This window comes from Bacteroidales bacterium, assembly GCA_023229505.1.
Classification (GTDB): Bacteria; Bacteroidota; Bacteroidia; order Bacteroidales; family JAGOPY01; genus JAGOPY01.
Window position 1 is genome coordinate 1 of sequence record JALNZD010000063.1, and the last position, 14725, is coordinate 14725.

General features: G+C 37.8%; 11 protein-coding genes. 8 read left to right on the forward strand and 3 right to left on the reverse strand.

Features of this window, described 5'->3' with window-relative positions:
* Nucleotides 1-51 precede the first annotated feature (51 nt).
* Both M0Q51_15970 and M0Q51_15975 read left to right on the forward strand, forming a co-directional pair.
* Nucleotides 52-4314 (forward strand): DEAD/DEAH box helicase family protein, encoded by a 4263-nt coding sequence (locus tag M0Q51_15970; protein MCK9401475.1) that lies wholly within the window; start codon nt 52-54, stop codon nt 4312-4314.
* A gap of 22 nt (nt 4315-4336) precedes the next feature.
* Nucleotides 4337-5104 (forward strand): DUF2971 domain-containing protein, encoded by a 768-nt coding sequence (locus M0Q51_15975; GenBank protein MCK9401476.1) that lies wholly within the window; start codon nt 4337-4339, stop codon nt 5102-5104.
* 121 nt (nt 5105-5225) lie between these two features.
* Here M0Q51_15975 and M0Q51_15980 read toward each other — a convergent pair whose 3' ends face one another.
* Nucleotides 5226-5423 carry a DUF6438 domain-containing protein gene (locus M0Q51_15980; GenBank protein MCK9401477.1) on the reverse strand — a complete coding sequence of 66 codons (198 nt, stop codon included), beginning with the start codon at nt 5421-5423 and terminating at the stop codon, nt 5226-5228.
* A gap of 98 nt (nt 5424-5521) precedes the next feature.
* Between M0Q51_15980 and M0Q51_15985 the strand changes: the two genes are divergently transcribed.
* A complete protein-coding gene (locus M0Q51_15985; GenBank protein MCK9401478.1) occupies nt 5522-6325 on the forward strand; it encodes an ADP-ribosylglycohydrolase family protein in 804 nt (267 codons plus the stop codon).
* Nucleotides 6326-6525: 200 nt separating this feature from the next.
* Here the strand turns inward: M0Q51_15985 and M0Q51_15990 are convergent, their stop codons facing one another.
* A complete protein-coding gene (locus M0Q51_15990) occupies nt 6526-7485 on the reverse strand; it encodes a hypothetical protein (protein ID MCK9401479.1) in 960 nt (319 codons plus the stop codon).
* Between the two features lie 172 nt (nt 7486-7657).
* The gene (locus tag M0Q51_15995) at nt 7658-7897 is read right to left on the reverse strand and encodes a hypothetical protein (GenBank protein MCK9401480.1); all 240 of its coding nucleotides are present in this window, start codon (nt 7895-7897) and stop codon (nt 7658-7660) included.
* A 318-nt stretch (nt 7898-8215) separates the two neighbouring features.
* Between M0Q51_15995 and M0Q51_16000 the strand changes: the two genes are divergently transcribed.
* From M0Q51_16000 to M0Q51_16020, 5 genes are all read left to right on the forward strand, one after another.
* Entirely contained in the window at nt 8216-8413 is a 198-nt protein-coding gene (locus M0Q51_16000; GenBank protein ID MCK9401481.1) for a hypothetical protein, read from the forward strand.
* 36 nt (nt 8414-8449) lie between these two features.
* On the forward strand, nt 8450-10060 hold the full coding sequence (locus M0Q51_16005) for a hypothetical protein (GenBank protein ID MCK9401482.1): 1611 nt from the start codon (nt 8450-8452) through the stop codon (nt 10058-10060).
* Nucleotides 10061-10158: 98 nt separating this feature from the next.
* Nucleotides 10159-12708: a hypothetical protein gene (locus M0Q51_16010; protein ID MCK9401483.1), complete on the forward strand. Its 2550-nt coding sequence runs from the start codon at nt 10159-10161 to the stop codon at nt 12706-12708.
* A 28-nt stretch (nt 12709-12736) separates the two neighbouring features.
* Nucleotides 12737-13390, forward strand: coding sequence for a hypothetical protein (locus M0Q51_16015; protein MCK9401484.1), 654 nt, complete (start codon nt 12737-12739; stop codon nt 13388-13390).
* A gap of 112 nt (nt 13391-13502) precedes the next feature.
* The gene (locus tag M0Q51_16020) at nt 13503-14195 is read left to right on the forward strand and encodes a phospholipase D-like domain-containing protein (GenBank protein ID MCK9401485.1); all 693 of its coding nucleotides are present in this window, start codon (nt 13503-13505) and stop codon (nt 14193-14195) included.
* The last annotated feature ends 530 nt before the right edge of the window (nt 14196-14725 follow it).

Genomic DNA, 14725 nt, shown 5'->3' on the forward strand with positions numbered 1-14725 from the left:
AGCATCTTGGTTTGTGGTTTTGGTTAACAACAAAGCAGATGCTTTTCTCTTTTGGTTTCAGCCTATCAAGCAGGTTTTTACAAACATGTCATTGTTAAATTCATTTATAAAAATTACCGGAGTATTGCTATATTTATTGTTCCTTTTAATCCGCAGCAAGAAATGCCGACCATTGTAAAAAAGATATTGCCGTTAAACTCTTGGGATGATTTCTTCTCTTATGCCATCTCATTGCCCAATAAGGAGAAGGGTGATCTCTTTGAAATTCTCACAAAACTTATCCTCACCACAAAACCAGAATACACTTCCCAATTAAAGAAAGTATGGCTTCTGAGTGAGGGCGTGCCGACAGAAATTCGTGATAAACTTCATCTGCCGACAACTGATGAAGGCATTGATTTGGTGGCAGAAACATTCAGGGGGGAATTCTGGGCAATCCAGTGCAAATTCAAAGGGAAAAACCAACCGCCCACTTATAAGGAACTTTCCACATTCGGTCAGTTAGCCAATAATTATTGCCATAACATTTCACTCGCCCTGCTGGTGCATACGGGAGAAAAAGGTGTGCTGAAAAAACACCTTCTGGGCGAAAATTTCACACAAATAGGTCTGGAATACTGGCTGGGATTAACCGATGAAGATTGGCAAAGGATACATAAGTATATAAAGGGGCAGTCGACACGTCCAAAACCAAGAAAGCCGCGCCCACATCAAAGCAATGCCATTAATAAGGCTCAACATCATTTCCTAAAGAATGACGCCACCAGAGGTCGCCTAATAATGCCGTGTGGCACTGGCAAAAGCCTTACAGCATTTTGGATTGCCAATGCGTTGAAAGCAAAATCGGTAATTGTGGCGGTACCCAGTCTGGCACTAATAAAGCAAAGCCTTGAAGATTGGACGCGGGAATTCGTGGCATTGAATGAAAATCCATTGCCTGAATGGTTGGTGATATGTAGCGATGAATCAACAGCCAAAATAGAAAAGGACGAATTCGTTTCTGATGTTTATTCATTGGGCATTCCAACCACAACTGATATCGAAAAGATCAGCGCATTCCTAACCGAAGAGAGCAATGGACGTAAGATAGTTTTTACTACTTACCAGAGCAGCGATAAACTCGCCCAAGCCGCAAGAAACTGCAATTATTACTTTGATCTGGCGATTCTGGATGAAGCACATAAAACTGTCGGGGTAAAGTCAAAGACCTTTGCCACGTTGCTTACGGATGATAACATCAAAATATCCAGAAGAATATTTATGACTGCCACAGAACGTGTCCTGCGTGGCGAAAGCGAAGAAATATTCTCTATGGATGATCTGGATATCTATGGGGAGCAGTTCTACCAGTTGACGTTTAAAGAAGCCATCAATTCTGATCCGCCCATCATTTCCGATTATAAGATTCTCACCATTACCGTTTCAAATGAAGAAATACAGCAACTCATTGCCAAGAACAAATTAATAACCGATGATGTTAAAAAAATTCAGCAGCAGGAGTCGCAATCATTGGCGGCGGCAATCGCATTAAGGAAAGCCACGCAAAAGTATGGCATCAAGCACGCCATTTCATTTCACAGAAGCATAAGGAATGCCAGCAATTTTTCAGACCTGCATACTGAACTTAACCTGATCAAAATAGATGATGTTAATCTAAACGCCAGCCATATATCAAGCAAGAAATCTGCGGGGGAACGGGCAAGGCTGATGAAAGATTTTGCTGGTGAAGAACTTGCCCTGATGACCAATGCACGTTGTTTAAATGAGGGAGTGGATGTGCCCGCCATTGATTGCGTGTTGTTTGCTGATCCCAAGCAGAGCGTCATCGACATTGTTCAAGCGGCTGGCAGGGCGTTAAGACCATATGCTGGCAAGGAGTATGGATATATTATGTTGCCGCTTATTGTGCCCGATGGTATGGAGTTGGCGGAATTTACCGATAGTACTCCCTTTAAAGAAGTGGCAAGAATAATTGCCGCTCTATCCACACAAGACGAGCGAATTGCGGAAGAATTTAGAATTACAAGTTTTGGCAAACAATTGGGCGGCGGAAGAATCGAATTTACTGGAACGGTTCCAGTTGGAATGAAATTAGATTTAACGGATTTCGCTGCTACCATAAATGCTAAAATTTGGGAGAAAGTTGCAAAGGTTAATTGGAGATCATTTGAAGAAGCAAGAGCGTTTGTACACACTTTAAAACTTAACAGTGTTGAAGAATGGCAGAAGTATTGTTTATCAGGGACGAAACCTGATGATATCCCTGTCGCTTCAGATAGAGTATACAAAGGCTCAGGATGGTCAGGCTGGGGAGATTGGCTGGGAACTGGGACGATTGCAACTAATAAAAGAGAGTATAAGTCTTTCCAAGATGCGAGAGCGTTCGTACATAGACTTGAAATTAAAAATGGAGATGGGTGGAGGGAATATGCTAATTCTGGAAAGAAGCCCGAGGATATTCCTGCCAACCCCAGAAATGTATATTCGAAGCAGGGTTGGAAAGGAATGGGTGATTGGCTGGGTACTGGAACGATTGCTACACAACTAATAGAGTACCGTTCATTTGACGAAGCCAAAACGTTGGTTAATAAATTAAAATTACAGAATATAGATCAGTGGAGAGCGTATTGTAAATCAGGAAATAAACCTGAAGATATTCCAAATAATCCAAATATTGTATATAAAGACAAAGGGTGGTTAAATTTAGGCGATTGGCTGGGTACTGGCTCTATCGCAACTTTTCTGATAGAATATCGCCCATTTTTTGAAGCAAAAACGTATGTGCGAAGTATTGAACTAAAGAATCTGAAAGATTGGAAGAAATTTTGTCAAAGTGGTATGAAGCCAGATGATATCCCTGCTAATCCAAATCGAACATATTCAAATGAGGGCTGGAAGGGTTGGGGTGATTGGTTAGGAACGGGGACTATTGCTAATTCTAAAAAACAATACCGTTCATTTGATGAAGCACGAGAATATGTATACAAATTGAAACTTAAAAGCGGTAACGAATGGAAAGAGTTCTGTGAATCAGAAAATAAGCCAAATGATATACCTAATACTCCTAATAATGTCTATAAGCGGCAAGGCTGGAAAGGAATGGGTGACTGGTTAGGAACTGGTATTATTGCCAACAGGGATAGAAAGTATAAGTCCTTTGAAGATGCAAGAGTCTTTATGCATATGATTCACCTTAAGAGTTATCGGGAGTGGCAGGAGTATGCTAAGTCACTAAGGAAACCAGATGATATACCCAAAGAGCCTTGGAATGTATATGCCCAACAAGGCTGGAAAGGAATGGGCGACTGGCTGGGGACTGGAACAATTTCACCTCACTTAAAAGTTTACCAACCATTTAAGGAAGCAAGAGCATTCGTACAAAATCTTGGGCTTAAGAATGGAGATGATTGGAGGGAGTATACTAAGTCGGGGAAGAAGCCCGAAGATATACCTACTACCCCTGAAAGGGTATATTCAAAGCAGGGCTGGATCGGAATGGGAGATTGGTTGGGAACTGGAACGATTGCTCATCGTCTAAAAGTTTACTTGCCATTTGAGGAAGCAAGAGCATTTGTACATAAATTAGGACTTAAGAATGGAGATGAATGGCAGGAGTATTGTTTATCTGGAAAGAAACCAGATACCATTCCAAGTCGCCCAAATCAAACTTACAAGGACAAGGGGTGGTTTAATCTTGGGGATTGGTTGGGAACTGGATTTGTTGCTCCTCGTTTAATAAAGCACCGCCCGTTTAAGGAAGCACGGGCATTCGTGCAAAACCTTGGACTTAAGAATAGTGACGAATGGAGAGAGTATTGTAAGTCGGGAAAGAAGCCTGATGATATACCATCTAATCCCGCCAAGAAATACGCAAATGTAGGCTGGAAAGGTATGGGTGATTGGTTAGGAACTGGATTTGTTGCTCCTCGTTTAATAAAGCACCGCCCGTTTAAGGAAGCACGGGCATTCGTGCAAAACCTTGGACTTAAGAATAGTGACGAATGGAGAGAGTATTGTAAGTCGGGAAAGAAGCCTGATGATATACCATCTAATCCCGCCAAGAAATACGCAAATGTAGGCTGGAAAGGTATGGGTGATTGGTTAGGAACTGGAACGATTTCTTCTCAGCGAAGAGAATATCGCTCATTTGAAGAAGCCAGAGCATTCGTACACAATTTAAAACTCAAGTCTGCGAAAGAATGGATAGAGTATTGTCAGTCAGGTAAAAAGCCTGACGATATACCAAGCAAACCAGAAAAGACATACAAGAATAAAGGCTGGACAAATTGGTATGACTGGTTAGGTATAGTCTAAAGTTTAATAAGACAATGTTCAAATGACATTAAAAAGACCCAAACTTATCTACAAGTATCATAAAAACAATCAGCATCTTCTTAGCCTTCTGATAGACGGACAACTATGGTTTTCTCACCAAAATGAACTCAATGACCCATACGACTGTAAATTTGCTTTATCCGACAAATTTTTAATTTCCCTATTGAAAGAATCCTCTGACACATTATTAAAAGACCTTCAAGAAAAAATTCCTAATTTAAACAGCATTAATAAAGACAGATTTTTTGATAAAATTCTTCCGATATTAAAAAGCAATAAGTGGATGAATGAATTTTATTCTAATCTTTTTGAAAAATCTGGTTGGAGCGTTTGTTGTTTCAGCGCAAGCCCATTGAATGAAATAATGTGGGCACATTACGCGAATAATCATAAAGGAGTTTGCTTAGAATTTGACTTATCAAAGACACCAGAATTGTATGAGAAATTGCAGCCCGTTACCTATGAAGATACTTTTCCTGAAATCGACACCACTGATGACCTAATAAATGCTTTATTAAGGAAGCGAACGGCTTGGAGCCAAGAAGAAGAATGGAGAATTATAACTAATGTCAGGGGTACAAAACCATTCAATAAAGAATCACTGACCGCAATTTGTTTTGGCTGTTATGCCGATAGGTTGTTTATTGAAAATATAATAAAGACTACAAAAGAAAGTGGGTACGAAAAGATTGGCTTCAAACAAATGAACTTTCGCATTAAAGGAATAACTCTAAAACCATTATACAACCCAAAAACTTTAACGCCATAAGGATAAACTCTGCTCTCTCCCGCACGCTCTCCTCTTGGCAATGATTGGCATCATTTATTGTGGAAAGGGGGCGTGGAAAGAACGATTAAAGATGGGAATTTTTCGAAGTCGTCACAGTAAATCAATAACTTTTGATTGCATCAGGTTGTATAGACCATCTATGATGCCCCATTTTTTCGACAAATGCTTCACCGTTGTAATTTACTTCACCATTTGCACTTATTTCCATATCATAAACTGGACAAGTTCCGTAGCACATTGTGCGCTTCAAAGTAATGGTTTGAAAACCAGAAATGTTTTTACTTTTTGATGATCCCATAGAATTTAGTTATTAGGCAGTAGCATTGTTTGCAAACCACACATTAAAGTTATACTTTTATTGGTGAACATATCGTAGACGATTTACAATTATAAGCGATGGAAGAAGCAAGCAATAGGCAACTCATTCTGGGAGCCATCATTGGCGATATTATCGGTTCCGTCTTCGAGTGGAATAATGTGAAAACAACTGATTTTCAACTATTCACCGAAAGAACGGATTATACAGATGACAGCGTGCTGACATTTGCCACGATGGACAGCGTACTTAACGGCATTGATTACACCACAGCATACCAGACCTATGGCAGGAAATATCCGAATAGGGGTTACGGTGGATATTTTAACTCTTGGATTCGTGCCGAACATCCAAAGCCCTACAATAGTTATGGCAACGGATCAGCGATGCGTGTAAGTCCAGTAGGATGGGCTTATGATACACTGGAAGAAGTTCTACATCAAGCAAAAAGAAGCGCGGAAGTAACACACGATCATCCAGAAGGCATCAAAGGGGCTCAGGCAACAGCCGCCGCCATATTTATGGCAAGAAATGGTTCCAGTAAGGCTAATATCAAGCAATACGTCCAAGATGCGTTTGGATATGATCTGGAAAGACGAATTGATGATATCAGACCCATATACAAATTCAACGAAACTTGCCAAGAAACCGTTCCAGAAGCCATAATAGCCTTTCTGGAGAGCAAGGATTACGAAAGTGCTATCAGGCTTGCAATATCAATCGGTGGCGACAGCGATACGGTTGCGTGCATTACGGGCGGGATCGCTGAAGCGTTCTATAAGGAAATTCCTGAATGGATCGTGGAGAATGCGTTACGACTTTTGCCAGTAGACGTCATTAAAATGATTGAGGAATTTTCATTGAAGTATAGAAGATTTAAATAAGAATGGTAGTGGTGATATACTCACATCTTTTATACTAGCCCCTATTCTATCCCCTCTCTCCCCCCACTAAGTTATTTCTGGCTCCACAGTTCATATCGTAACCATTATAGACGCGAAGGAAGGAGGCAGAAATGAGGGAGGCGAAAATTTGTTTAATGACCTGAATATTAATATCATAAAATCAAAAGAACGATATTTGATTATGCCTTTATTATTTTTTCGATAGAAATTGGATTTATATTTCGTGCCTTCTCATACTCAATGACCTTTTTGCTAAGGATATCCATAGTTTCTTCCAAATATTTATTATAGTCTTTCTCTTTTAAATCAAATACGTTCCAATCACCAGATTTCCCGTATTTTTTTATTTCTTCAATGAGTTCGATAATCAATTTATCCGAATCATATTTATTAAACTTTTGTTCTCTATGCCTTCCATTTCTGTCCCAAATACCATAATTTACAACACAATCGGAAAATGACTTGTAAGACTCATAAACACCATCGCAAATCCAGTCAAAATACTTTATTTTAGTTGGCTTTAAATTACTCCCAAGAATTTTATATTCATACAATGGATATATATTACCCATAGAAGTTGTGTAAGTCCGACCTGTATAGACTTCTTTTACCCAATACAAATTATTTTTGCGGTATTTAATGGGTTTTAAATATTTTCGGATTTTCAAGTCCTTATCAACCATTATCCATTTTTTATTGCCATTTTTATAATCATATTCTTCCCAAGATTCAGATTCGCCGACTTGTTCAACTAATTTTATAACAGAAATTACAAACGATATCCCATCATCAGGAAAGCCTTTAAACGCTATAATTCCTTTACTATCTGCAATTTCAGCGATTGAATAACTTCCCATTACCATTGATTTGCTAACTTCTTCAAAATAATTGCATTGTGCACCAAAATGCTTTATGGTAGTTACATCACCTGCATTATTATATATTAAGTGGGTATAAAGATTATGTGTGGCACCATAACTCGTTCTATATAAGTACCCTTGGAAAATTTTCTTGACAACATATTTGATTTGTTCAACCTCTATATCCGAAAAATCAATTTCTTTAAAAGATTCAATGTCCACTATTTTATCATAGTGATAATCATTATAGACAATATAAAATTCAATTTCGGTTGCCATAATTTATAAGAATATAATATAAACGACTAATTTACAAATTTTCCAGCCGATAATAATTGGGGCGTTAAAAGGGCGGAAAGGTGGCTTGCATTGTTATTTACCGAAATCTCGCATCGTTATTTACCGTTTACACGAACAAGCCCACACATTCGCATTCTCGCGTTTAAACCTTTTAAGAAGTTCTTGAATGATGTTTTATCAAATGGGCGGGGAACGTGCTCTCTTTTAACAATTGGTATTTTAATTTTGTTTCTTCCGCCTTGCTTTCATCCAATATATAAACTGTCGTCCTGCCATTATCCAGCACAACGGGATATTTCCCCTTTAAAGACCCCATTAATAATTTGTCGTCAGGAATTTTTGATCTATGTAGTGCCAGACTTAGCCTGTTATCCATCTTGTCATTCTTCATCGTGCTGGTGGTTTATAAATAAAACTAATTGTTTTCGTACAAGATACGGTTAATTATTGGTCTTTCCAGATATTCTTTGAAGTTTTATTGGTGGACAAAGACGGGCTGTTGTGTATTTAAGACTAACAATGAGCCGACAGAGTGCGTTACCACCCGCTCTTCCCCAAATGTATTCTGGCTCCATAACTATTTCAGTAACCAATTTGGACGCGAATAATGGACGGAATATGGGGGGATAAAGTGGGGTGATATAATGCTGGGAAGTTTCTTACGAATTCCAATCCAAACCACTCACTTGCATTCTTATTTACCGAAATCTTGAATTGTTATTTACCGTTTACAGGAATACCGCATTACGAGCAGATTATCAATATGTTCCACGATGGTCGGATTACCAATACGACTTTCAATCAACTGCTACTCCAAGATCACGAGATGCGGCAGTGGTGGGAGCATTATAAGATACTGGATAAGGCATTGAAGGATGAAGAATTTGTGAAGTTGTTGCGGGATTAATTATTTACCTTTACCATAATAAACAAGGAATCTTTAATGGCTGTATTACAAAAAGGCAAATCATTGTATCCATTCTGGGGAAGTTCTGTAACCCTAATCACAGGACTTGATCCATTGGGGCTCCAAGTAACGTCAGAAGCTGCATACAGTGAAATGCTGTCTGGTATTACTAACTTAACCAATAGAATCCGCTATTATGGTTTTTATTGCTGGCTGATTGACTTCTATTTTAAAAAAGAAAAGAAAGGTAATTCCACGGAGCAATACCGCTTCATCCGTAGGGCAGAATTAATGATTGCCATTTTAATGCAGAGCGAACGCAAAGAGGTACAACAAATCACAGGGAGCAATTACGCATCAAACCTATTAAACGATACCACAAGTAACTATTTTGATTTAGCAAAAGGTGCGGACAAAGACGGTTCGGAAGAGAATGTGTACTGGAAATACCCCTCTGGCGCATTTGGACAGTATTACTATGGTGCGATGCAAATCCTTTCCATTGTTATTGCAGCAGAAAATCCAGAAGGTGATGTAGTTTTCAGTATAAGTCAGCCCCATCCACGTCAAAAGGTTTCAGGAAAGCAATTGGCTGATGCTTTTGACAATACGCTGACATCACCTATCAAAGAACTATTTTACAACAATATAAAAAAAGGCAAACTCTTTAAAAAAGACATAAGCGAGTTAATTAAATACTTTGCCATTGAAGCAATAAATCCAAAAAGCGAAGAGTGGAACCTATATGTTCAAATGCTTATGGACAAAGACGAGCCAAGTCAGGAAGTTGAAGAATTAATGACCTTCCATCGAAGGGATACAATCATTTCCCTTTTAAACTTTGCCATTCAAAACAAAAAAAATTACAACTGGTATGATTTCCTTTTAGAGAGTTACAAGATAAAATTAGGATCATCATCAAATCCTGCCGACGAAACCAGTAAAGGTTGGTATTGTTATCAGTTGAATGAGTACTGGCAATATGCTTGTGGCGCAATTTTATGGGCTTTCTTACAGCAATTGAACCTATCCGTACAAGACCAGTATCTGCCAGAGTTCCTGAAATCATTTGCTGGCAAGATCACAAATGATATTTGTGCATTCCTGAAACATTCAGCGGAAAAAACCTCACCAGTTGCACAAATTTTACCATTGCTCCCTGCCAAAGACGAAGAAGAAGAAGCCATTTATGATGAAATAGACACATCCCCATCTGCTAAACCAGTTAGTGCAGCAAGAAATGGCTTTATATTGTTGTTTGTTTTGTATCGAAATAACAAAGACCAACTTCATCCTTTGAAAGAATTTATGAGCAGGAAGCAAATCATAAGAGATGGGAATGTGGCAGACGGTCTTCTGTCTATTCATAATGAGGAAAATGAATCTTTAGAGGAATTTGTTGCACAATTCATTCTGCAAAAAGTAATAAACAGGCATCAAATGGTTGCTCTTAGAAAGATGGGAAGTGGCTTTCAGGCAACACATAAATTCTTGATAGAAGAGCAATACATACGTTTCATAGATACTTTCCCCCCAAGAAATACATCTCCAAGGATGAATGCGTTGAAAAACATATTAAATGACCTGCAAATCATAGACAAAGAAGGCTCATTGTTACCTCTTCACCAAAAACTCTTAACTGTCTGATGGGATTGCAGCGGGAAAACATATTGACCCTGATTGGTAACCGAAGGTACCACTCGTGCGTTCTAACAACATTCAGTTTTGATTTCTATTTTTTCGAAATGAAAGCAATGAGATGGTTGCGTTCTTGTGGCGTCAGGAACATCAATGTGCTCATAGATGGACATTACTACGCCGAACTGATGCAGCAACCTTCTGGTGAAGAGATGAAAATTGGGGCAGGTTATTCGCTGTATCCCATCTTTCAAAGATCAATATTTCATCCCAAGATATGGATGCTCTTTGGGGAAAAGGAAGGTCTGCTGATAGTCGGCTCTGGTAATCTCACCAATTGTGGAAATGGAAACAATGATGAAATATGGGGCGCATTCCATTTTGATATTCGTGAATCAGTAAATGCACTCATTTTTTCAACTGCTTGGACTTACATTTTAGGTCTATGTTCCTCATTGAAGGGGCAGATGCACGAAAAAACGACGAGTTGGATCATTGACCATTCAAAATGGTTGAACGAATTGCCAACACCGAAGCCGTTTCAGTTCATTGAAACATCTTCTAAAGAAAAACTGGCTTACCTATTTAATTCCAGTGAAACAAATATTTGGCAAGAGCTCCTGAATCTTATTGGGAAAGAGAGAATTGCTGAGATTACAACAATTTCACCTTACTACGATATAAACGGCAAAGCATTACAGGAACTTGCTAAGTCATTTCCAAAGGCACAAATAAGGGTCGTGATTGATGAAAACGGGCTTATTCCATCATCAATGCAGGTGGGCAAGGCGTTTACGTTTTTCAATTGGTATGAAGCGGGTGTCAGTAAAAAACAATATGCAAAATCTGATAATAGCCAATCAAAACTCCACGCCAAAATTATCCATTTCAAAACTGCTGATAATAAGGAATATTGCCTATTTGGGAGCGCTAATGTTACGCCTGAAGGTTTAGGTCTTGGTAAGAATCCTAATGCTGAAGTATCTATCCTTTTCCAATCAAAAGGTAGGAAGCTGCTCAATGAATTAGGCATTAAACTTAGACCAAGTAATCGTTATAAATTATCAGAATTTGCGCCTTCCAAGCCTGTATCAATTTTTCAGACCGTTATAAGAAACAACCAATATATAATTCATATAGTGGCGGCAGAATTAGCCTATAATGAATTAATAATATATTCTGAAGGTGAGTTCATAGGCTCGTGTAATGTTGTCATTTATGATTCCAAGAGTAAAAGAATTTTCTCCGATCAGATTACAGAGTTTAAGCACGAATTAAAACTTAAAATAGACAAGCCGATAGATAACTGCCAATACATTCAAATAATTGATGACTCCAATAAGATTATTTCAAATAAACTGCTTATATCTGATTATTTCCTGATTGCCAAAACACATCCAAATCCGAAGACAGAAGATATTGAAAGGTTATATAGTGAGATACAAAGTGGGGAATTGGGGAAAGTTCTTGACTTGCTGCAATTTGCAATAAATGATGAAACTGAAAATTATGGCGAACCAAACATTTATAACAGGAGTAATCTTACGGAGATCAAAAAGGACTTAAAAAAAGAACCAGATAGACTGTACGACCTGTCGACTTATAAGCAAATAGACCATTCTTTATTAGAAAAAAACCTGCTCATAAACTCGCTAACCTACCGTGTCTTAGATGCATTAAAACTTTTATATGGTAAAAATTATTCCGCTAACAAACAAGATGACATTAGGGAAGACGAACAAGTAGATGATTTAGCATCAATAAACGGCAATGAAGAACACGAAGTAAGATCATTTCATAACTTATCGTTGCAATCGTTAGTGTCAGAAAAAAGAAAACTGATCTATTATTTCAATTATTTGTATGGATATCAGAACGCTATCTTGTTTTTGAACGAACCAAAGAAAATCAATGAACCAACTCTAACAGACCTTGTAAGGTACCTAATTGCACTTGAATTGTTATTAGAATATGGTGGGAAAACAGTAAAATATGATGAACAGGACAAACATAATTATTTTACATATCTGCCATTTTTTAAGGATTACAATAACACCAATGTAAAAGGTTGTTGTTTGAATATCATTGGTGATTTCTTGATGATGATTCGAACAGGGTTTAAAAAATACGATTTTGACTATACTAACAATAAAATAGAAGAACTTAAATATGATGCACTTATCACTACGATAGTATGCATTTTAAATAATCGCTGGAAAGAAGATGAAATTAAATATTTCGATACATTAATGCTCAATGCATTGCACTATTTAGGCTGGAAAGATGTCGATTTATTTAATGGTAGGTATAATGATTTAAAACTTAAAATAAAAGAAAAGATTTTCTTCCTGAAACATCCTGTTATCGGGATTGAAGAGAATGTTAGCAGGTTTTTTAACAAGATTTGCCCTGCTTTCAAAATATCAATATTAAAACGACAGAACAAGGAATTCGATAGTGCGGCATATAGAGATCAATACATCTATTCATCAATTTTGGGGTATTGTTATGTTTTGAATGTTCTACAAGGAAATGAATTGACTCTGGTCAGACCTGGCTTTCTTTGGGATAATGATAAGGAAGAATACATACAACACAGACCTACTAAATTTTATTCTCCAATTAAACTTCAATCGTTTATAAACATTGATATCTGATTTTTAATATATTAGACCCGTAACTTATATGAAAAGCAAGACTGACCAACTAAATGACCTGTTTGCAAAATGGGAACAGGCTGTTCCTGAATATCAAGGTATATTCGTTAAAGACGGAATTGTCAATGAGAATCTTTATGATATAGCTCCTCTTAAAATCCTTTTCATAACCAAAGAGCCAAATAATCCGAAACAAGAAGCAGGAGATTTCAGAGAATGGTGGAAGGATGAACTTGCTTTTGCATTTTCATTACGTATAGCAGAATGGAGTTACGGCTTGCTAAATGACTTCCCTCAATATGACGAAATATGGGCTCAAAAAGGCGCTGCCATTGATGCAATCCATCATATCGCGTTTATGAACATTAATAAATCTGGTGCTGGCGGGAATTCCGAATTAAAACGAATGATGGAGCACCTGAATATGAACTTCGAGTTTTTGCATCAACAAATTGACATTATTTTACCAAACATTATAATTACAGGAACATCTTGGGATGCCCTTCGAAATAGGCTATTTCCAGATGTGGAATGGAAAAACAGTGGTTATGATCTTCAAATTGGTAAGCATAAAACAGCAAAGGTCATTGACTTCTACCACCCATCTTCAAGGAATGCGCCAGCGGCTTCATACAGTTTATTGCAAAATATAGTAAATTCGGAAAAATTTAAGCAACTATAAAGGATTCTAATTTTATAACTGATTACAGATGGCAAACTCTAACATTCTGACTATTCACCAAATTTCACCCGAAATAATAAATCTTATTGAATCCAGTAAAGAATACTGCTTCTTGGTTACACCGTACTATAAGCCTTGGAAGTTGCTGGAAAGAGCACTTGATAAAGCAGCATCATTGCAGAAAAAGATCATCTTCATTTTTAGATATGATGAGCCAAATCCAAATAATAAAAGAGAACTAATGGAATTTAAAAGGATGCAAAACCTTGCCAAAGAATTAAACCAAAAAGGATTTGACATTCATTTTATTGAAAGACTCCATACAAAACTATACTGCAATGAGCGCACGGCAGTTTTGACATCAATGAACCTTTTTGATTCCTCAGCAGAAAACAACTATGAAGTCGGTTACAAATTCGATTCTATTGTCGATGCAAAAAGATTTAAAGAAACGGTCATTGAAAAGGATATTCTTGGATTAATACCAAAACTAACTTTGATCGGGCGTTATGGCGAAGAATTAAAGCGCAAAGAAGCAGAGAAAATGGAGAAGGAAAGACTGCTGGCGGCAAATAAACCGAATTATAATACTAATGGAAATACAAAACAGAACGATGGCTATTGTATCAGATGCCATACCGATATCTCCTACGACCCAAATCATCCTTATTGTTTAAAGCATTTTCAAAGTTGGAATTATCATAACGATGCCAATTTTCCTGAAAAGTATTGTCATCGCTGTGGGAAAGAGCATATAACATCAATGTCAAAACCTCTTTGCTATGATTGCTTCACAACCAAATAATTACACTTAAAAGCACGCAAGCGGGGCAAATTTCAATAACCGAACTCGGTCAATCCTTCCGCTCCTTCTTTAGCCATAAACTTAATAAAGCCCCGTTGCACAAGATTAAAATGACTTTGGGATCACTGTACGAGTATACATTCAAATTTCTTCATATAATAGCCTCTGTCGCGCGCTTTCGAATTAGTAATATCCCTTTGCTCCAATCCACGCCAAACCCCTCTTAAAGCCCTTTAAATAAGCCTTTTTTGGCACATCAGCGGTCATTTTAATTCCAGCCGATAAAATTATTGGGGCGTAATTCTGGGCGGAAAAACGGCTCGCATCCTTATTTACCGAAATCTTGCATTGCTATTTACCGTTTACAAGAATCAGCCCCCACATTCGCATTCCCGCGTTTAAGTGTATATTCCGGTCGATCCTGACCCCCCATTCCGGAGCAAGGTGACCCCCCATTCCGGTGATACTGACCCCCTCTTTTTCTGAGAACTGCAAATAATCTCCTTTGTTTTATAACTCATTGGTTATTA